The 19,148-nt window shown below is 64.4% G+C and carries 18 protein-coding genes; 14 read left to right on the top strand and 4 right to left on the bottom strand.

Features of this window, described 5'->3' with window-relative positions; genetic code table 11:
* Window positions 1-60: 60 nt before the first annotated feature.
* Together soxX and soxA are read right to left on the bottom strand one after the other, a co-directional pair.
* A complete protein-coding gene (gene soxX, locus RBJ75_RS24980; protein ID WP_234707388.1) occupies window positions 61-639 on the bottom strand; it encodes a sulfur oxidation c-type cytochrome SoxX in 579 nt (192 codons plus the stop codon).
* A gap of 178 nt (window positions 640-817) precedes the next feature.
* A complete protein-coding gene (soxA, locus tag RBJ75_RS24985; RefSeq protein ID WP_234707386.1) occupies window positions 818-1,588 on the bottom strand; it encodes a sulfur oxidation c-type cytochrome SoxA in 771 nt (256 codons plus the stop codon).
* Window positions 1,589-1,816: 228 nt separating this feature from the next.
* On the opposite strand from soxA, the gene soxY reads away from it, so the two are divergent.
* From soxY to RBJ75_RS25030, 9 genes are all read left to right on the top strand, one after another.
* Window positions 1,817-2,281 carry a thiosulfate oxidation carrier protein SoxY gene (gene soxY / locus RBJ75_RS24990; protein WP_044409972.1) on the top strand — a complete coding sequence of 155 codons (465 nt, stop codon included), beginning with the start codon at window positions 1,817-1,819 and terminating at the stop codon, window positions 2,279-2,281.
* Window positions 2,282-2,328: 47 nt separating this feature from the next.
* Window positions 2,329-2,658: a thiosulfate oxidation carrier complex protein SoxZ gene (gene soxZ, locus RBJ75_RS24995; RefSeq protein WP_044409975.1), complete on the top strand. Its 330-nt coding sequence runs from the start codon at window positions 2,329-2,331 to the stop codon at window positions 2,656-2,658.
* 106 nt (window positions 2,659-2,764) lie between these two features.
* Window positions 2,765-4,462, top strand: coding sequence for a thiosulfohydrolase SoxB (gene soxB / locus RBJ75_RS25000; RefSeq protein WP_044409978.1), 1,698 nt, complete (start codon window positions 2,765-2,767; stop codon window positions 4,460-4,462).
* 92 nt (window positions 4,463-4,554) lie between these two features.
* Window positions 4,555-5,826, top strand: a complete 1,272-nt coding sequence (gene soxC / locus RBJ75_RS25005; RefSeq protein ID WP_044409981.1) for a sulfite dehydrogenase — start codon at window positions 4,555-4,557, stop codon at window positions 5,824-5,826.
* Window positions 5,810-6,526, top strand: coding sequence for a c-type cytochrome (locus RBJ75_RS25010; protein ID WP_276156988.1), 717 nt, complete (start codon window positions 5,810-5,812; stop codon window positions 6,524-6,526). The genes soxC and RBJ75_RS25010 overlap by 17 nt, the downstream gene beginning before the upstream one ends.
* A 233-nt stretch (window positions 6,527-6,759) precedes the next feature.
* On the top strand, window positions 6,760-7,854 hold the full coding sequence (locus tag RBJ75_RS25015; RefSeq protein ID WP_044406174.1) for a YeeE/YedE family protein: 1,095 nt from the start codon (window positions 6,760-6,762) through the stop codon (window positions 7,852-7,854).
* A gap of 88 nt (window positions 7,855-7,942) precedes the next feature.
* Window positions 7,943-8,263, top strand: coding sequence for a c-type cytochrome (locus RBJ75_RS25020; protein ID WP_044406171.1), 321 nt, complete (start codon window positions 7,943-7,945; stop codon window positions 8,261-8,263).
* A 66-nt stretch (window positions 8,264-8,329) separates the two neighbouring features.
* Window positions 8,330-9,595, top strand: a complete 1,266-nt coding sequence (locus tag RBJ75_RS25025; protein ID WP_276156989.1) for an NAD(P)/FAD-dependent oxidoreductase — start codon at window positions 8,330-8,332, stop codon at window positions 9,593-9,595.
* 62 nt (window positions 9,596-9,657) lie between these two features.
* On the top strand, window positions 9,658-10,926 hold the full coding sequence (locus RBJ75_RS25030) for an NAD(P)/FAD-dependent oxidoreductase (protein WP_234707504.1): 1,269 nt from the start codon (window positions 9,658-9,660) through the stop codon (window positions 10,924-10,926).
* Between the two features lie 701 nt (window positions 10,927-11,627).
* Here the strand turns inward: RBJ75_RS25030 and RBJ75_RS25035 are convergent.
* Window positions 11,628-11,825 (bottom strand): hypothetical protein, encoded by a 198-nt coding sequence (locus tag RBJ75_RS25035; RefSeq protein WP_044415864.1) that lies wholly within the window; start codon window positions 11,823-11,825, stop codon window positions 11,628-11,630.
* Window positions 11,826-11,975: 150 nt separating this feature from the next.
* Here RBJ75_RS25035 and RBJ75_RS25040 point away from each other — a divergent pair, with 150 nt between their 5' ends.
* Window positions 11,976-12,878: a ketopantoate reductase family protein gene (locus RBJ75_RS25040; protein WP_044415866.1), complete on the top strand. Its 903-nt coding sequence runs from the start codon at window positions 11,976-11,978 to the stop codon at window positions 12,876-12,878.
* A 359-nt stretch (window positions 12,879-13,237) separates the two neighbouring features.
* Here the strand turns inward: RBJ75_RS25040 and RBJ75_RS25045 are convergent, their stop codons facing one another.
* Window positions 13,238-15,715 (bottom strand): putative bifunctional diguanylate cyclase/phosphodiesterase, encoded by a 2,478-nt coding sequence (locus RBJ75_RS25045; RefSeq protein WP_044414921.1) that lies wholly within the window; start codon window positions 15,713-15,715, stop codon window positions 13,238-13,240.
* Between the two features lie 261 nt (window positions 15,716-15,976).
* Here RBJ75_RS25045 and RBJ75_RS25050 point away from each other — a divergent pair, with 261 nt between their 5' ends.
* From RBJ75_RS25050 to RBJ75_RS25065, 4 genes are all read left to right on the top strand, one after another.
* A complete protein-coding gene (locus RBJ75_RS25050) occupies window positions 15,977-16,510 on the top strand; it encodes an NUDIX hydrolase (protein WP_080901250.1) in 534 nt (177 codons plus the stop codon).
* Window positions 16,511-16,752: 242 nt separating this feature from the next.
* Window positions 16,753-17,784: a transporter gene (locus tag RBJ75_RS25055; protein WP_044417866.1), complete on the top strand. Its 1,032-nt coding sequence runs from the start codon at window positions 16,753-16,755 to the stop codon at window positions 17,782-17,784.
* 120 nt (window positions 17,785-17,904) lie between these two features.
* Window positions 17,905-18,279 carry a protocatechuate 4,5-dioxygenase subunit alpha gene (locus RBJ75_RS25060; RefSeq protein WP_044417865.1) on the top strand — a complete coding sequence of 125 codons (375 nt, stop codon included), beginning with the start codon at window positions 17,905-17,907 and terminating at the stop codon, window positions 18,277-18,279.
* Window position 18,280: 1 nt separating this feature from the next.
* Window positions 18,281-19,138 carry a class III extradiol dioxygenase family protein gene (locus RBJ75_RS25065; protein ID WP_044417863.1) on the top strand — a complete coding sequence of 286 codons (858 nt, stop codon included), beginning with the start codon at window positions 18,281-18,283 and terminating at the stop codon, window positions 19,136-19,138.
* The last annotated feature ends 10 nt before the right edge of the window (window positions 19,139-19,148 follow it).

The raw sequence follows: 19,148 nt of genomic DNA on the forward strand, positions 1-19,148 counted from the left end.
TCGGGCTGCGCCGGGCTCCTCAGGATGAGGAGCGATCCCGGTCGGATACGTCTGTGGGACCTATTTGTTCACCGGCGAGTCCGGATCGAACAGATAGGCCAGCACGTCCTTGATCTGCTGTTCGCTCAGGAATTTATTGGTACCGAAGCGCGGCATGTTGGAGCACGGCACCACCGCCTGCGAATTGTAGATCTTGGTATAGGCCTGCTTGATCTCGGCGGGAGCGTAATTGCGGTCCTTGCCGTAATTGGTCAGGCTGGTGCCGAGCGTGCCGTAGCTGACCTCTTCCTTGGCGATCTGGTGGCAGGCGTAGCAATTGCCGCCGTGCTCGGTGGTCGGCTTGTCGGTGAACTGGCCGCCATGGCCGTTATTGGCGATCTTGGCGCCGGCCTTCCAGTCGCCGAGCAGCTTGCCGTCGGCCGGATACACCACCCGCTTGATCTCGCGGGCCATGATCTGTTCGGCCTGTTCCTGCGACGGCTGGTTGCGGGTGGCGTTGCAGATCTGCATGGTTTCGTCGGGCTCGATCGCGGCCTGCCATTCCGCCGGGGCCTTGCCGAAGGTCGATTTCAGATAGGCATCGACCACCGCTTTGGAGACTTTGGGTTCATCGCTCTTGGTCGTGTCAGCCTTGGCCATGTCAGTCTTGGCCATGTCAGTCTTGGCCATGTCAGCAGTCTTGGCGCTGTCAGCCTTGGTCGCCGCTGCCTTGGTCGCGGGGATGACGGCCTGATCGGCGGCCTGCGCGGCGATCGCCCAGTTGAATCCGATGGCGGCGAGTGCCGATAGTTTCAGAATCTGTTTCATGCTCGGCTCCTCAGCGCTTGATCGACGGCACGGTGATCTCGCCACCTTGCGCCATTTTGTTGAGATAGACGGTCAGCGCCGTGATGCCGTCGGAGCCGTATTCCGGCATCGGCCAGCGTTGCTGGCGATAGCAGTCCCACAGCCGGTGCTGCATCGTGCGCAGCGCGCTCTGCGACACCCGATAGGTCGGCCAGGTCCCCATCGTGTCCTGCGCCTCCTTGCCGGGCATTGCGAGGTCAGGCAACGCCTGCAGCCGGATCCGCTTGCCCTCGGCGCCGTGGCAGGTCGAGCAGGCGAAATCCATCACCCCGCCGCGGCGGTGGAACAGCTCCTCGCCGACCGCGGCCATTTCCTGTTCCTTCGGATGGCTGAGCGGCACGGCGATTTTCATGCCGCTGGATTTGTTGGCGATATAGGCCACCAGATCCTGCAGGTCGGATTCGACGCCGGGCTTGGAGAAGCGGCGGGCGACGATGTCCTTGGTGTCGAGGCCCTGGACCTTCTGCATGCACCACAACAGCCGCTGCTCCAGGTCCATCACCTTGTCGGCGTCCTTGAAGTAACGCGGCAATTGCGCATAGGCGCCTTCCAGCTTGCCGGCGCCGAGCCCGAGGTCGCAGCTTTCCAGCGAGACGTTTTTGCTGCCGCGCTTCTCGCCCCACAGGATTTCGCCGCGGTCGACCGCGAGGAAGCCGGGATTCGACATCGGATCGGAGATCATCTCGCGATAGCGTTCGATCTCCTTCTCGCTGGCGTCCTGTGCGTGACTTGTTCTTGGCATTGTGCAAAGCACAGCAGCTAATAGTGCCCAGCCGATCGCGGCGATCCTCATCTCGTCTCCTCCGTTTCAGTGACCGTCTTGTGCGGTCCCGTGTCATAAATCGAATCGGATATCTTTACATTCAAAAAAAACAATATAATGATGTTTGCGGATCATGATAGATGAAGCTTGGAATCGTCAAGCGATACTATTGCCAAGGGAAGCGAAAGACTCCCGCTAGGAGGATACATGGTTTGGACCACAGTTGAGACCACCCGTCGCGAAACGCTGGCCCTTGCGGGGCTCGCGGGGCTGGTGGCATTGCTGGCGCCGCGAATGTCGTTCGCCGACGAGCAGACGGTCGCCGCCGAAATCAAGAAGCTCTACGGCGACAAGAAGCTCGACAGCGGCAAGATCAATCTCGACATTCCGGAGATCGCCGAAAACGGCCTCGTCGTGCCGGTCAATGTCGATGTCGAAAGCCCGATGACCGACGCCGACTACGTCAAGGCCGTCCACATCTTCGCCGACGGCAATCCGCTGCCGGGCATCGTCAGCTACAAATTCACCCCGGCCAGCGGCAAGGCCGCGGCCTCGACCCGGATGCGGCTGGCCAAGACCCAGAACATCATCTGCATCGCGGAAATGTCGAACGGCAACCTCTACACGGCCAAGGCCAATGTGAAGGTCACGATCGGCGGCTGCGGCGGCTAGTCGCGTTTGGTTCGGCAACAGCAAATATTCAGGCGAGGAATTTTCATATGGCCAATGCTCCCACCCCGCGCGTCCGCGTCCCGGCCCAGGCGAAGCCCGGCGAAGTGATCGAGATCAAGACGCTGATCTCGCACGAAATGGAATCCGGTCAGCGCAAGGACGCCTCCGGCAAGGTCGTGCCGCGCAAGATCATCAACACCTTCACGGCCGAGTTCAACGGCAAGCAGTTCTTCGAAGCCGACTGGAATCCGGCGATCTCGGCCAATCCGTATCAGTCGTTCTACTACAAGGCCGCCGAGACCGGCGAATTCACCTTCACCTGGAAGGATGACGATGGATCGAATTATGTGGCGAAGAAGAAGATGACGGTGGCCTGATCGCCATCGGCCATCTGCGACCGCGCGACGAGGCGCAACGCCGCGCGCGCGGGCGCCGCTGCCCAATGCAAGCGGCGCGGACCACAATGAAACCAAGGGTGAAACGATGATCTCGAGGCGGGAATTCCTGCAGGCGACCGCGGCTGCGTCGGCGCTGACGCTCGGCAGCGGCCTCGGCCAGCTCGGACAGGTCGCGGCGCAGCAGCGGCTGACCCAGGCCGATATCACGCGGTTCGATCCGCTCGGCACCGTCACCATCCTACATGTGACCGATATCCATGCCCAGCTGGTGCCGCTGCATTTCCGCGAACCCTCGGTCAATCTCGGCGTCGGCGACGCCAAGGGCCAGCCGCCACATCTAACCGACGCGGCGTTTCGCGAATATTTCAAGATCGCCACCGGCTCGCCCGACGCCTTCGCGCTGACCGCCGATGATTTCGTCCAGCTGGCGCGCAATTACGGCCGGATGGGCGGCATGGACCGCATCGCCACGCTGATCGGCGCGGTGCGCGCCGAACGCGGCGACGGCAATGTGCTGCTGCTCGACGGCGGCGATTCCTGGCAGGGCAGCTGGAGTTCGCTGCAGACCAAGGGCCAGGACATGATCGACGTGATGTCGGCCCTGAAGCTCGACGCCATGACCGGCCATTGGGAATTCACCTACGGCGCCGACCGCGTCAAGCAAGTCGCCGACACCGCGCCGTTCGCGTTCCTGGCGCAGAATGTCCGCGACGCTGAATGGCAGGAACCCGTCTTTGAGGCGAAGAAGATTTTCGAGCGCGGCGGCGCCAAGATCGCGGTGATCGGCCAGGCTCTGCCGCGCACCGCCGTCGCCAATCCGCGCTGGATGTTTCCGAATTGGGAATTCGGCATTCGCGAGGACGACATCCAGAAGCAGGTCGACGAGGCGCGCGCCGACGGTGCTGCGATCGTGGTGCTGCTGTCGCATAACGGCTTCGACGTCGACCGCAAGCTGGCGGGGCGGGTCAAAGGCATCGACGTTATTCTCACGGGCCACACCCATGACGCGATGCCGGGCCTGATCCGGGTCGGCGACACCATGCTGGTGGCGTCGGGCTCGCACGGCAAATTCGTCTCGCGGCTCGATCTCGCCGTCAAGGACAACAAGGTCGCCGACATCCGCTTCAAGCTGATGCCGGTGTTCGCCGACGCGATCAAGCCGGATCCCGAAATGGCGAAGCTGGTGGAGAAGGTGCGGGCGCCGTTCGCCAAGGATCTGGCGCGCGTCGTCGGCAAGACCGATTCGCTGTTGTATCGCCGCGGCAATTTCAACGGCACCTTCGACGATCTGATCTGCAACGCGATGCTGCAACAGCGCGACACCGAGATCGCGCTGTCGCCGGGCTTCCGCTGGGGCGGCACGCTGCTGCCGGAGGACGACATCACCTGGGAGGCGATCACCAACGCCACCGCGATCACCTATCCGAATTGCTACCGCACCGAAATGACCGGCGCGCAGCTGAAGAATGTGCTCGAGGACATCGCCGACAACATCTTCCATCCCGACCCGTATTTCCAGGGCGGCGGCGACATGGTCCGCACCGGCGGCATGGGCTACGCGATCGATATCAGCAAGACCATGGGCTCGCGCATTTCCGATCTCACCCATCTGAAAACCGGCAAGCCGATCGACGCCGCCAGGACCTATACGGTGTCGGGCTGGGCCAGCATCAACCAGAACACCGAGGGCCCGCCGATCTGGGACGTGTTGTCCCAGCATGTCGCGCAGGCCGGCCCGGTGAAGATCGAGCCCAACAGCGCCGTCAAGGTCACGGGCGTCTGAGATGACACACCACCGATCCGGCGCATTCCTGTACCCAACACATTCACGTATCGCAATAATCGCGATCAAGCCGACAACGAAGAGGCGGCCGCATGAGTGACAGACCCACAGCCGAATTTCTCAACCGCCGCCGCTTTCTCGGCGCCGCGGGCCTGGCCGGCGCCGGCGCGATGCTGCCGCAGCTGGCGCAGGCCGGCGACGCGTCCGATCCGAAGATCACCGAGGTCCAGGACTGGAATCGCTATCTCGGCGATGGCGTCGACAAGCGGCCTTATGGCCTGCCGTCGAAATTCGAAAAGGACGTGATCCGCCGCGACGTGTCGTGGCTGACGGCGGGGCCGGAATCCTCCGTGAACTTCACCCCGCTGCACGCGCTCGACGGCATCATCACGCCGTCCGGCCTGTGCTTCGAGCGCCATCACGGCGGGCTCGCCGAAATCGATCCGGCCGATCACCGGCTGATGATCAACGGCTTGGTCGACAAGCCGCTGGTGTTCACCATGGACGACATCCGGCGGATGCCGCGGGTCAACAAAGTGTATTTCCTGGAATGCGCGGCGAATTCCGGCATGGAGTGGCGCGGCGCCCAGCTCAATGGCTGCCAGTTCACCCACGGCATGATCCACAATGTGATGTATACCGGCGTGCCCTTGAAGGTGCTGCTCGACGAGGCCGGGCTGAAGCCGAACGCCAAATGGCTGATGCTGGAAGGCGCCGACGCCGCCGGCATGAACCGCTCGCTGCCGCTGTCGAAGGCGCTCGACGACGTGCTGATCGCCTTTGCGATGAACGGCGAGGCGCTGCGGCCGGAGCAGGGCTATCCGCTGCGCGCGGTGATCCCGGGCTGGCAGGGCAATCTGTGGGTGAAATGGCTGCGCCGGATCGAGGCCGGCGATCAGCCCTGGCAGACCCGCGAGGAAACCTCGAAATACACCGACCTGATGCCGGACGGTCGCGCCCGCAAACATACATTCGTGATGGACGCCAAATCGGTGATCACCAATCCGTCGCCGCAGGCGCCGCTCAAGCACCAGGGCCGCAATGTGCTGACCGGCATCGCCTGGTCGGGCCGCGGCACCGTCAAGCGCGTCGACGTCACGCTCGATGGCGGCCGCAACTGGCAGGAGGCGCGCATCGACGGCCCGGTGCTCGACAAGTCGCTGGTGCGCTTCTACGTCGATTTCGACTGGAACGGCCAGGAGCTGATGGTGCAGTCGCGCGCCATCGACGACACCGGCTATGTGCAGCCGACCAAGACCGAACTACGCAAGATCCGCGGCGTCAATTCGATCTATCACAATAACGGCATTCAGACCTGGCTGGTGCGCGCGGGCGGGGAGACCGAAAATGTCGAGATCGGCTAAGTTCGTCCTCGCGATAATGCTGGGCACTACGCTGCTGGCGCTGCCGGCCGTCACCGCCGCCAAGCAGAAGCTCGCCAAGGCCAATGTGGAGCACCCCGCGCCGCCGTCGCCGACCAAGCTCGGCCTCGGTCGCGCCGCGCTGCCGCAGGAAATTGAGGCCTGGGATACGGATGTGCGGGCGGACGGCGTCGGCTTGCCCAAGGGCAAGGGCACCGCCCAGCAGGGCGACGCGATCTTCCAGGAAAAATGCGCGGCCTGTCACGGCGAATTCGGCCAGGGCGTCGGCCGCTATCCGGTGCTGGCCGGCGGCCTCGGCACGCTGAAGGCCGACCGGCCCGACAAGACCGTCGGCTCCTATTGGCCCGATGCCACCACGGCGTTCGATTACATCCAGCGCGCGATGCCGTTCGGCAACGCCCGCTCGCTCTCCCCCGACGAGGTCTATGCGCTGGTCGCCTATATCCTCAGCATGAGCGACGTCATCAAGGATCCGGATTTCGAGCTCAACGAGAAAAATCTCGCGACCATCAAGATGCCGAACGCCAACGGCTTCTATGAGGACGATCGCGAGGTCGCCGAAAAGCAGTTTTGGAAATCGAACCCGTGCATGAAGGATTGTCGCCCCGCGCCGAAAGTCACCGGCCGGGCGATGTCGGTCGACGTCACTCCGGATAGCAAGACCGGTCCGAGCGTCGACTGACGCGCAGCGGATCGGCCATGACGACCGCCAGCGACGCTCCGTTCGGAGCGCGCTGGCGGCTGCGTAGTTTTACGTAACGGCGGCCGAGGAACTAATCACGAAACTAATCAAACCGTGCGATTTGTTAGTTGCGCGTTGCGCCAGATCAATGTCGAATCCGGCGCGGTCCGTCACGCTTCGCGACCATGCCGCGGCGATGCGTGGCGCGGCGACCGCGCGGCGGAGGAGTGGCCTTGGACCTCGATCAGCTCATCGAACGCTTCGGCGAAACCAACACGCTGACCGCCTGCGGTCTGCTGGTCGGCTTTGCGTTCGGTGTCTGCGCGCAGCGCAGCCGGTTCTGTCTGCGCGCGGCAGTGATCGAATTCTCCCAAGGCTTGTTCGGCCCCAAGGTTGCAATCTGGCTGCTGACCTTTTCGGCGGCGCTGGCCGCGACCCAGCTGGCGATTTCCGCCGGCCTGCTCGATGTCGGCGAGGCGCGGCAGCTGGCGGCGCGCGGCAGTCTGTCCGGCAGCATCATCGGCGGGCTGATGTTCGGCGCCGGCATGATCATGGCGCGCGGCTGCGCCAGCCGGCTGTTGGTGCTGTCGGCGACCGGCAATCTGCGCGCGCTGGTGTCCGGCCTGGTGCTGACCATCGTGGCGCAGGCGTCATTGCGCGGCGCGCTGTCGCCGGCGCGCGAGGCGCTGTCGGAATTGTGGACCGTGCAGGGCGGCGCGTCGCGCAATCTCTTGAGCGTGGTCCATGCCGGGCCCTGGCTCGGCGCGACGCTGGGTCTGGCCGGCATCGGCTGGGCCACCTGGCTGGCGCATCGCGCGCGGACCGGGGTCAGTGCCGGCTGCAACGCGGTCGGCGTCGGGCTCGCCGTCGCCGCCGGCTGGCTGTTGACCTACACGCTGGCGCAGCACGCCTTCACGCCGATCACCATCAAGAGCGTCAGCTTCACCGGCCCCTCGGCCGATACGCTGATGGGGCTGATCAATTCGCCCTCTGTGCCGCTCGGCTTCGATATCGGCCTGGTGCCGGGCGTCTTTGTCGGCGCGTTGCTCGCGGCCTTGTTCGCCGGCGAGTGGCGGCTGCAGGGCTTTCATGACGGCCCCAGCATGGGGCGCTACGCCGCCGGAGCGTTCCTGATGGGCTCGGGCGGCATGCTGGCCGGCGGCTGCGCGGTCGGCGCCGGCGTCACCGGCGGCGCGATTTTCGCGGTGACGGCGTGGCTGGCGCTGGGCTCGATGTGGGTCGGCGCGCTGGTGACCCATCAATTGATGGACGCAAAACTTGCCGATGTCACCGCGCCGGCCTTGGTGCCAGAACAGACCGGCAATTAAGCCGGCGTTTTTGGGAAGCGAAACGAACGGGAGGAATCATCATGACCGCGTGCGGTCGCGATCGCCGGCCCATGCCCGGGCGACGCCGATGAGATCGGGACGCGCCTGGACGCGCCTGCTGATCGTGGCGGTGACCCTATCGGGTGCCGCGGGCGCTTCGGCGGGCGATCGCGAGCTCGGCGAATATCTGTCGAGCGAATGCGTCACCTGCCATCAGCTCAGCGGCAAGTTCTCCGGCATTCCGGTGATCGTCGGCCTGCCCGAGCACACCTTGATCCAAGCCCTCAGCGAATATCGCGCCCGGATCCGCGACAATTCGGTGATGCGCGCTATCGCGGTCAAATTCACCGACGAGGAGATCGCCGCGCTCGCCAGCTACTTCAACAGCATCACGCCCGAAACCCAGTGACCACCCAGTGACCACCGCAACGCCGAGCAGATGCTGCCCGGCGCCAAACCAGGAGGGGAGACCACTATGACGACCATCAGCCGACGCCATTTTTCGACCGGCATGCTTGCCGCCGGTCTCATCGCGATGCCCGGGGTGCTGCGCGCCCAGGCCAAACCGAAGCTCGTCGTGATCGGCGGCGGGCCGGGCGGCGCCACCGTGGCCAAATATGTTGCCCGCGACTCCAAGGGCGCGATCGACGTCACTTTGGTCGAGCCGCTCGACAAATTCGTCACCTGCTTTCATTCCAATCTCTATCTCGGCGACTTCAAGAGCTTCGACGACATCACCCATCCCTACAAATTGTCGGCCTATGGCGTGACCCATCTGCGCCAGCTCGCCGCCGCGATCGATCGCGACCGCAAGCAGGTGCGGCTCGCCGACGGCACCGTGCTGCCCTATGACCGGCTGGTGGTGGCGCCCGGCATCGACATCAAATTCGATTCGGTGCCCGGCTATTCGCAGCAAGCCGCCGAGATCATGCCGCATGGCTGGAAGCCGGGCGCCCAGACCCGATTGGTCAAGCAGCAGCTCGATGCGCTGGAGGACGGCGCGAAGATCGTCATGCTGGCGCCGCCCAATCCCTATCGCTGCCCGCCCGGCCCCTATGAGCGGGTGTCCTGCATGGCCCATGTTCTCAAGACCAAGGGTCATACCAGGTCGAAGATCCTGATCATCGATCCCAAGCCGAAATTCTCCAAGATGGCGCTGTTCCAGGAGGGCTGGGCGAAATACTATCCCGGCATGATCGAATGGATGGATCCGACGATGCATGGCGGCGTCAAATCGATCGATCCGAAGGCGATGACGGTCACCACCGATTTCGAGACCATCAAGGCCGCGATGGTCAACGTCATTCCGGCGCAGATGGCCGGCAAGATCGCCCAGGACGCGGACCTCGCCAATGAGACCGGCTATTGCCCGATTGACGGCGCCGACATGAAATCGACGATCGATCCGGCCATCTATGTGCTCGGCGACGCCGCGATCGCCGGCGCGATGCCGAAATCGGCATTCTCCGCCAACAGCCAGGCCAAGGTGGTGGCGATGGCGGTGCGCGGCGAACTCACCAAGGCTCGGACTTTTCCGGCGCGCTATGCCAATACCTGCTGGTCGGTGCTCGCCAAGGATGACACGGTGAAGGTCGGCGGCCGCTACCAGCCGAAGGATGGCGCCATCGTCGAGGTCGAAGGCTTCATCTCCAAGACCGGCGAGGATGCCGGGCTGCGGGCACAAACCGCGGAGGAGAACCTTGGCTGGTATGACGGCATCACCGCCGACATTTTCGCCTGATTGCCGCGCGGACCGTGGCATCAGGCGTTGCGGTCCGCGCTATTTGTCCATGGAGTTTTGACGTGAAACACCCGCTCACCATCGACCGTCGCGGCGTCATTCGCGGCCTTGCGGGCAGCGCCGCGCTGCTCGCCGCCCCGGCCCTGGCGCAGGCCAAGCCGCGTGTCGTGGTGATCGGCGGCGGCCCCGGCGGCGCCACCGTGGCGAAATATCTCAAGCACGGCGGCGACCAGCTCGACGTCAGCCTGGTCGAGATCAACCGGACCTATGTGACGCCATTCACCTCGAACCTCTATCTCGGCGGTCTCAAGGATTTTCAGTCGCTGACATTCGGCTATGACGCGCTGGCGGCGCGCGGCGTCCGCATGGTGTTCGACGCCGTCACCGCCATCGATCGCGACGCCAAAATGGTGCGAACCGCCGGCGGCGCGGCTCTGCCCTATGACCGGCTGGTGATCTCGCCCGGCATCGATTTTCGCTGGGACGCGGTGCCGGGCTATTCGCCGGAGGTGGCGTTGCGGATGCCGCATGGCTATCGCGGCGGCGCGCAGTTCAAACTGTTGAAACAACAGCTCGACGCCGTCGGCGATGGCGGGCTGATCGTCATCATCGCGCCGCCCAATCCGTATCGCTGTCCGCCGGCGCCCTATGAGCGCGCCTCGATGATGGCCTATGCGCTCAAAACCCGCGGCGTCAAGAATGCGCGGATCGTGATCCTCGACGCCAAGGATCACTTCGCCATGCAGACATTGTTTATCGACGGCTGGCAGCGGCACTATAACGGGATGATCGAGTGGCAGGACCCGACCATCCATGGCGGCATCAAGGCGATCGACCCCAAGGCGATGACCGTCACCACCGATTTCGAAACCCACAAGGCCACCATGGTCAATGTGATCCCGCCGCAGATCGCCGGCGTGCTCGCCCGCGACTCCGGGCTCGCCGACGATAGCGGCTTCTGTCCGGTCGATGCCGGCAATATGCGCTCGCGCATCGATTCCCAGATCCACGTCATCGGCGATTCCGCCGGCGGCGAATTTCCCAAATCCGGCTTTGCCGCCAATAACGAAGCCAAGATCACCGCGATGATGATCCGCGCCGACCTCGCCGGCGATCGAAGGATGCCGGTGCGCTTCACCAATCATTGCTGGAGCACCATCGCGCCGCATGATGCGTTCAAGAACGGCGCCCGCTACGAGCCGCGCGACGGCAGAATCGTGATGCTCGATCCCTACACCTCGCAGCTCGAAGAGAGCCCGGAACAGCGCGCCAAGCAGGCGCAGGAAGCGGCCGGCTGGTACGTTGGTATGACTACCGACATTTTCGGCTAAGGCGTTTCGAGCGAAGTGGTGCCGGTTGGCGTGAGGAGACCGCGTGCGACAATAAGCGAGAGCTCCGGTTCTGATCCATCAGAACCGGCCTTGCTTGAGGATGCGGCGCGCCAGCCGGTATCAGGGCCCCGTCTGGCCCACGGAATCCGCGCGCAACGTCAATTTTGCGCGGCGCCAACATCAGGATGTCACATCCAGCAGCGAAGCTCAGCGATTATCGCGACTCAATTCGCTGCAGAAGGAAGCTGGCCACATGAGAATATTCGACGTCGAATGTGAATGTGGTGCCGAATACCGCTGTGCCGAGTCGGCATCGCTTCCCGGACAGCCCGGCAGCTTCACCTGTTCGAGCTGCGGCCGGGTGGTTGAGACCTGGGACACCGCGAGCAAGCGGGTCTATCGCTGCGTGCTCACGCCCGATCGGGCCTATGTCCCGGTTCCTGCGCCGCCCGCGCCCTGAGACTCCCAGCTGACGGTCATCAACGGACGGTCATCGGCGCGAGCCCTTGCGAGCAAACCTGGACTCCGCGCGCGCAAGCGTCGGCGTTTACAACAAAAGCGTTTGGTTTCGACTCATCCACGCGTCATGCCCGGCACAAGGCCGGGCATGACGAAAGAGAGGCCGTGTTGATACCAAGCCGTGATATGCGCGGTGGCTGATCGCCGCCACCGCCCAAGGTCGCGTCGGTCGGTTCGGCCGATCAGGCGCCCGTCTTTTTCTGCGCATGGGCGCATTGAAAATCCAGCACGCTGCGGATCTTGTCGCCGCCGAGCAGGTCCGGCGCCTTGCGATAGCCTTTCTGGACCAGCTCTTTCTGAATGTCCTTCCAGCTCTCATATTTGCCGGAGCCAGCCAGCTTCACGGCCTGCTCGAAGATCTCCAGATTTTTCTTGCGCATCGAAAATCCCTAAGATTTTTTCAATCATAGCCTGAATTACAACAACAGTGCGACAGCCGGTGCATCAGGCATCTGACTGGGTTAAGCAGAACGATCAGATGCCGGCAAGATGCGCCGGCCGCAGTGGGACCTCACAAAAAGGACAATGTCATGAACATCGCCGTGATGGGGGCGGGCGCAGTTGGTTGCTATTATGGTGCGATGCTGGCGCGCGCCGGACATGCGGTCACGCTGATCGGCCGGCAGCAGCATGTCGACGCGATCCGGCAGCGCGGTCTGCTGCTGGACACAGCCAGCTTTTCCGAGCCGGTCGCCGTCGCGGCGACCACGGAGATCGCCGGCATAGCCGCGGCCGAGCTGGTGCTGTTCTGCGTCAAATCGGCCGACACCGAACCGACCGGCGTCGCGATGGCGCCGCATCTGCGGCCCGATGCCGTCATCCTCAGCCTGCAGAACGGCGTCGACAATGCCGAGCGCCTGCAAGCCACGATCGGCAGGCCGGTCGTGCCCGTGGTGGTTTATGTCGCCTCCGCGATGGCCGGGCCCGGCCATGTCAAACACAATGGGCGCAGCGAACTGGTGCTCGGCCGCGCGCCGGCGAGCGAGGCGATCGCCGCTTGCTTCAACGCGGCCGCGATTCCCACCACGGTCTCCGATCAGGTTCGCGAGGTGCTGTGGAGCAAGCTGATCCTCAATTGCGCCTACAATGCGCTGTCGGCCATCACCCAGCTGCCCTATGGACGGTTGATCCAAGTCGATGGCGTCGCGCAGGTGATGACCGACGTCGTCGCCGAATGCAGGGCTGTGGCGCAGGCCTCGGGTGTCGCGGTGGCCGACGACGCCGAGGCCAAGGTCATCGCGCTCGCCGCCACCATGCCGGCGCAATATTCGTCGACGGCGCAGGACGTGGCGCGCGGCAAGGTCAGCGAGATCGACTATCTCAACGGCCACATCGTCCGCCAGGGCGTCGCGCTCGGGATTCCGACGCCCGCCAATCGCGTGCTGCACACGCTGATGAAGCTGCTGGAGGACAAGGCGCAGCGGCCGCTGTAAAGTCGTTCGGTCGAATAGCATCGCCCGATCCGCATTTCTCCGGTCATTCCGGGGCGCGAGCAGCTTTGCTGCGAGCGAACCCGGAATCTCGCGCCGGCGCATGGCCAATCCGCCAGATTCCGGGTTCGCTCGGCCTGCGGCCTCACGCCCCGGAATGACCACGCGGAATAACCCGAGATGGTGCACCGGCCCGATCGGCAGCGCGCTCCCTCTCCCATCGGGAGAGGGTTGGGGTGAGGGGGGACACCCTCTCGTGAGGTCAAAACTCCTCACCCGGATTGCTCCGCAATCCGACCTCTCCCGATGGGAGAGGTGAAGCAGGACTCGCGGCGAACTGATTCAATCTCTTGGATATGCGTCTACGCCGCCTGCGAGGCGCGGCTGCCGAATTTTAGCAGCAGCGCCTTGATCTCCGCCGCCGGTCGCGCGGCGCTGAACAAAAAGCCCTGCACCTCGTCGCAGCCCTCGGCGCGCAGCCAGTCGAGCTGATCGACGGTTTCGACGCCCTCCGCGGTGGTGGTGATCTTCAGGCTGCGGCCCAGCCCCGAGATCGCCCGCACGATCGCCAGGCAGTCCGGCCGTTGCGCCAGGTCCTGAACGAAGGAGCGGTCGATCTTGATCTTGTCGAACGGAAAGCTGCGCAAATAGCTCAATGATGAATAGCCGGTGCCAAAATCGTCCATCGAGATCCGGACCCCGAGCTGGCGCAATTGATGCAACGTCGCCAGATTGGCCTCGGTTTCAGCCAGGAACAGCGATTCGGTAATCTCCAGCTCGAGCCGGCGCGGCGCCAGGCCGGACTGCGCCAGAGCGGCGATCACCACCTGCACCAGATTGCGGCTGCGGAACTGCACCGGCGACAGATTGACCGCGATCTTGATGTCGGCCGGCCATGTCATCGCCTCGGCGCAGGCCTTTCGGAGCACCCATTCGCCGAGCCCGACGATCAGCCCGATATCCTCGGCGACCGGGATGAAATCCGCCGGCGAGATCATGCCGCGTTCGGGGTGATGCCAGCGCAGCAGGCATTCGAAGCCGGTGATGCGGTCCTCGGCGAGGTCGACCAGCGGCTGATAATGCAGTTCGAACTCGCCCCTGGCAAAGGCGCGGCGCAGGTCGAGCTCCATGTCGCGGCGCAATTGCGCCTGCCGGTCCATCTCCTTTTCGAAGAAATGGTGCACGCCGCCGCCGGCCGCCTTGGCCCGGTACAGCGCCATGTCGGCATTGCGCAGCAATTCCTCGTCCTCCACACCGTCCCCCGGCGACATCGCGATGCCGATGCTGGCGCCGATCACCACTTCCAGCCCGTCCATGTCATAGGGCGCGCTGAGCCGCTCGATCAGCTTCATCGCGAAGTCGCTGGCGTCGTTCGGCGACGCCACCGGGCTCAGCACGATGGCGAACTCGTCGCCGCCGAACCGCGCCACCATGTCATTGCCGCCGACCTCCTGCTTCAGCCGCTCCGCCACCATCTGCAACAGCCGGTCGCCGGTCGGATGGCCGAAGGAATCGTTGACGTTCTTGAACAGGTCGAGATCGATGCACAGCACGCCCACATTGGTGCCGGCGCGGGTGGCCTGCTCCAGCGCCCGCTGCAGCGTCTCCTGGTACAAAGCGCGGTTCGGCAGATTGGTCAGCCCGTCATGATGCGCCATATAGGCGATCCGGGCCTCGGCCTTGCGCCGCTCGGTGACGTCGACGACGGCGACCAGGAAGCCGTCGCGGCCGTTGAACACCACGCGGCGCCCGAAGGTCAGCACCTGGATCTCGCTGCCGTCGGCCTTGAGGTGGCGCCAGTGGTGGTCGGACTGATAGCTCTCTCCAAAGCTGACCAGCGCCTGGCTATGCGTCTCCCATTCGTCGCGCGGCCAGATGTCGCGCAGCGCCATGCCCAGAAAGCGTCGGCGCTCATAGCCGTAATGCTGGACCGCGGCGTCGTTGACGCTGAGAAACGCGGTGGTTTCGATGTCGAACACCCACATCGGCATCGGATTATTGTCGAACAGCAGGCGGAATGATTCCTCGCGCTTGCGCAGGAAGCTGACGTCCGAGATCGTCACCGACACGATATCGCCGAAGGCGGTGGCGCTCAGGCTGAAATTGCGGTCGTGGCTGTCGATGTCGAACACGGCGCCGTCGCCGGTCCCGACCACCTTCAACAATCGCTCGACCACGGTCGGGCAGCACAACAGATGCGTGCCGTCGCCGAGCTGGCTCCATTGCAGCGCCTCCACCGTCCGTTGCAGCAGCCGTGCCGCGCCGTCGTTGAGATGCACGATCTGAAAATCGACCGGCCGCATGCTGGAATCGCGCACCGCCGTCAGCGACAGAATGCCGTCATCGGTCGACGAGAAGATCGCATCGAGCAGATTGTAGCGGCTGCCGGCTTCGTTGACATAGACGCCGACCAGGGTGCCGCCCCAGCGCGACAGCGTCGGCAGCGCCAGCAGCTCGTATTTCTGGACGATGCCGTCGCGCACGCAATGGGCGTTGGCGAGGAACGGGCGGCAATTATGCAACGCACCGGAAACGGCCTGCGACAACGCGGTGGCGCAATCGGGCGGCAGCACGCTGAGCGGGATGTCCCAACGATCGTCGCCGATCCATTCCTGGACGTAACGTCCGGTGCGCGACACTTCCAGCGTGTCGGCATCGATCTTCAGCAGCATGATGTGATCCGCCAGCCGCCCCAGGCTGCCCAGCATCACTTCTTCATAGCGCGGCAGCTTCTGCCCCGGATGGATCGCGGCGTCCCATTTGCGCTGCAGCACGGTGAGATCGCCGAGCAGCTGGCCGTTGGGGTTTTTGAGGGAGTCGATGAGAGCCGTCACGCACATCCTCACAATGTGAAAATTTCGTTGCTGCACTCCTGAGCCGGCCAACTTAACGCGATGTAAACGCTGCGGCGCTGCGGCAAGCGATCGGCGATTATGAAGGATTTAAGTCATCCGATGGTTAGTCGGCGTTAGCGACTATGACAGTCCGAAATCGGCGATCGCATATGGCGCAAACGGCGCGATCCGGCTCGAAACGCGGCGGCATACAACTTATATAATTCGAATATTGCGGCGATTCTCGACAGAAAGAGAGGAAACGGATTGCGGGCGACGGTTCTGGCGGCAGGCGGCATTGTGTTGCGGCGGGGATCGGCGCTGTTCGCGGTGGTGCGGCTGCGCAAGCGCAATGCCTGGGTGCTGCCGAAGGGCAAGCTTGACGACGGCGAGACGGCGTTCGCCGCGGCCAGGCGCGAAGTGCTGGAGGAGACCGGCCACGAGGTCGTGGTGCACGAATTCATCGGCACGCTCGCCTATCAGACCGGCGGCCGATCCAAGGTGGTGCATTTCTGGCGGATGGAGGCCGCGCCACAGCAGACCCACCCGCTGATGGACGATATCCGCGAGGTGGCGTGGCTGCCGCTGGACGAGGCGGTCGAGCGTCTGTCGCGCGGCCATGAGCGGATGTTTCTCTGCCATGTCGGCCCGCCGCTGCTGGACGCCGCCCGCGACGCCGCGCCGGCCATCGCCAGCGACGAAGCGCCTGCGTCCGTCGAACGTTTCCCCGAGCACATCGCGCCGCCGCCACCAGCGCCGCCATCGCTGTGGCAACGGCTGTGGCGCTGGGGGCGGGGCTGAGCCGGCGCTGCGGCACCGCGGCCGGGCTGGCGGCATCGGCGCGGCGATTGTGAAATCTACAACAACAACTGGGGATAAGCGCTGCTCTGTCATCCAGCCTTCAAATCCCGACGCCAAAGTTTGCCGCCGACGCTCCCCAATGGCGGGCGGGCGGCTGGCTTGACTGATCGGATGCCCGCGGCCGGTCCGATCCGTCGCACCAGGGGCCTGACGCGTCAGCGCAACGACGGGAGCGATGTTCGATGCACAATGGTATCTCGACCGCGCCGATCCGCGCCGCCGCGCCAGCCCCGGCGTCGATGCCGATCCCCGGACTGGTGTGGGCGTTCCGGATCGATCCCGACGGCAGCGCCGCGGTGTTGCCGATCGACAAGCCTCTCGACTTGGCCCGCGACGGCCTGCTGTGGCTGCATTTCAATCTGGCCGACGGCCGGGCGCTGCAATGGCTGGCAGCCGCCGAGCTCGACGCGCCGCCACCGGCGCGGGCGCTGCTGCTATCGAAGGATACCTATCAGCAGCTCCACGCCACCGACGACGCGGTCTATGGCGTGATCTGCGACCTGATGCGCAGCATCGACGAGACCACCGAGGACACCGGTTATCTGCGCTTCGTCATGACCGAGCGACTATTGGTCAGCGGCCGCCATCAGCCGCTGAGCGCCGTCGATACCGTGCGCCGCGCGCTCGAGGACGGCCACCGCATCGACAACGCCGCCGCGCTGCTGGAAGCCATTGTGGAGAATGTCGCCGCCACCATGGAGCGGATGGCGGACCGCGTGGCGCAGTCGCTCGATATGGTCGAGGAGCAGGTGCTGTCGGGCGAGACCGCCGACCTGCACCAGAAGCTCGGACCGCTGCGGCGCACCTGCGTCCGGCTGCACCGGCAATTGTCCGGCCTGCGGGTGATCTTCCACCGCCTCGACCATCGCAACGCAAAGCCCTTGAACCCGGCGCTGCAATTGCGCGCCGGCATGCTGGCACAGCGGCTCGACAGTCTCGACCACAATGTGGTCGAGATGCGCGAGCGCAGCCGGTTGCTGCAGGAAGAACTGCAGCTGCAGATCGAGGAGCAGGGCAATGACAGTCTGCGGGTGCTGTCGGTGCTCACCGCCCTGCTGTTGCCGCCGACGCTGATAACCGGCGTGTTCGGCATGAATACCCGCAGCCTGCCATTCAGCGACAGCGACTCGTCATTCCTGTGGGCGGTCGGCCTGATGGTGCTGTCGTCGCTGATCGCCTATCTGATTATGCGGCGGATTGGTATCATAAGGTAGTTTGCCGCCGCTCGCGGTTGATTCAGGTCAAACCCGCGCGGCGTGAGTATTCCTATCCTGCCTGCAATGGCTGCCGCAAAGGCGGCAAGACAGGGATCGCAGGCAGGGAGGAATCGGGCGATGGCTCAGATGGCGGCAGCGGGCGCGCGCAGCGCTCAGGCTGAGATTTTTGGGACGCCGATCTTCGGCCCCGACGCGGCCCAAAAGGGCTACGCGCTCAACAAGATGTGTTTCTCCTTCAACGACGCCGCCAACCGCGCCGAATTCGTCCGCGACGAGCAGGCCTATTGCGCGCGCTACGGGCTGACCTCGGCGCAGAGCGAGGCGATCGCCAAACGCGATCTGCTGACGCTGCTCGACCTCGGCGGCAATGCTTACTACCTGGCGAAATTTGCCGGCATTCTCGGCCTCAACATGCAGGACATCGGCGCGTTGCAGACCGGCCTGAGTGTCGAGCAATTCAAGGCGAAACTTCTGGCCGCGAGGGAGCAGTAAGATGGCGCGCATCGTCGGTGGATTGGCCGCGTCCCATGTGCCCGCGATCGGCGGAGCAATGGCCAAGGGCTTGCAAAAGGATCCGTACTGGGCGCCGTTCTTCGACGGCTTCGACGCCACCCATCACTGGCTCGACGAGGTCGCGCCCGACGCCGCCGTGGTGATCTACAACGACCACGGCCTCAATTTCTTCCTCGACAAGATGCCGACCTTCGCGGTCGGCGCCGCGCCCGACTATCGCAACGCCGACGAGGGCTGGGGCCTGCCGGTGCTGGCGCCGTTCACCGGCGACACCGCATTGTCGTGGCACATCATCGAGACGCTGATCGATGCCGAATTCGATCCCGTCACCTGCCAGGAGATGCTGGTCGATCACGCCTTCAGCCTGCCGATGGAATTGTTCTTCCGCGACCGCGCCCATGCGATCCCCGCCGTGCCGGTGGTGGTCAACACCGTGCAGCACCCGCTGCCGACGCTCAGGCGCTGCTTCAATCTCGGCCAGGCGATCGGCTGCGCCATCGAGAGCTATCCGCAGGATCTCAAGGTGGTGGTGATCGGCACCGGCGGGCTGTCGCACCAGCTCGAAGGCGAGCGCGCCGGCTTTATCAACAAGGAGTTCGACAAGCGCTGCATGGACGCGATGACCGGCGACATCGAGTCGATTCTGCGCATCAACCAGCGCGACCTGGTCGAACTGGCCGGCAGCCAGGGCGTCGAGGTGATGAATTGGGTAGCGATGCGCGGCGCGCTGTTGGGCGATGTCCACGAGCTGCACCGCAACTATCATCTGCCGATCTCCAACACCGCCTCGGGCATCATGCTGCTGGAAAACCGCCCGAAGCTGGCGCAGGCCGCGTGAGGCCGATCTG

The organism is Rhodopseudomonas sp. BAL398, from assembly GCF_033001325.1.
GTDB lineage: Bacteria > Pseudomonadota > Alphaproteobacteria > Rhizobiales > Xanthobacteraceae > JARJEH01.

Excerpts from the sequence above, each read along its gene's own strand:
- soxX (WP_234707388.1), bottom strand. The coding sequence starts at position 639 with ATGGCCAAGGCTGACACGACCAAGAGCGATGAACCCAAAGTCTCCAAA.
- soxA (WP_234707386.1), bottom strand. The coding sequence starts at position 1,588 with ATGCCAAGAACAAGTCACGCACAGGACGCCAGCGAGAAGGAGATCGAA.
- soxY (WP_044409972.1), top strand. The coding sequence starts at position 1,817 with ATGGTTTGGACCACAGTTGAGACCACCCGTCGCGAAACGCTGGCCCTT.
- soxZ (WP_044409975.1), top strand. The coding sequence starts at position 2,329 with ATGGCCAATGCTCCCACCCCGCGCGTCCGCGTCCCGGCCCAGGCGAAG.
- soxB (WP_044409978.1), top strand. The coding sequence starts at position 2,765 with ATGATCTCGAGGCGGGAATTCCTGCAGGCGACCGCGGCTGCGTCGGCG.
- soxC (WP_044409981.1), top strand. The coding sequence starts at position 4,555 with ATGAGTGACAGACCCACAGCCGAATTTCTCAACCGCCGCCGCTTTCTC.
- RBJ75_RS25010 (WP_276156988.1), top strand. The coding sequence starts at position 5,810 with ATGTCGAGATCGGCTAAGTTCGTCCTCGCGATAATGCTGGGCACTACG.
- RBJ75_RS25020 (WP_044406171.1), top strand. The coding sequence starts at position 7,943 with ATGAGATCGGGACGCGCCTGGACGCGCCTGCTGATCGTGGCGGTGACC.
- RBJ75_RS25025 (WP_276156989.1), top strand. The coding sequence starts at position 8,330 with ATGACGACCATCAGCCGACGCCATTTTTCGACCGGCATGCTTGCCGCC.
- RBJ75_RS25035 (WP_044415864.1), bottom strand. The coding sequence starts at position 11,825 with ATGCGCAAGAAAAATCTGGAGATCTTCGAGCAGGCCGTGAAGCTGGCT.
- RBJ75_RS25040 (WP_044415866.1), top strand. The coding sequence starts at position 11,976 with ATGAACATCGCCGTGATGGGGGCGGGCGCAGTTGGTTGCTATTATGGT.
- RBJ75_RS25045 (WP_044414921.1), bottom strand. The coding sequence starts at position 15,715 with ATGTGCGTGACGGCTCTCATCGACTCCCTCAAAAACCCCAACGGCCAG.
- RBJ75_RS25055 (WP_044417866.1), top strand. The coding sequence starts at position 16,753 with ATGCACAATGGTATCTCGACCGCGCCGATCCGCGCCGCCGCGCCAGCC.
- RBJ75_RS25060 (WP_044417865.1), top strand. The coding sequence starts at position 17,905 with ATGGCTCAGATGGCGGCAGCGGGCGCGCGCAGCGCTCAGGCTGAGATT.
- RBJ75_RS25065 (WP_044417863.1), top strand. The coding sequence starts at position 18,281 with ATGGCGCGCATCGTCGGTGGATTGGCCGCGTCCCATGTGCCCGCGATC.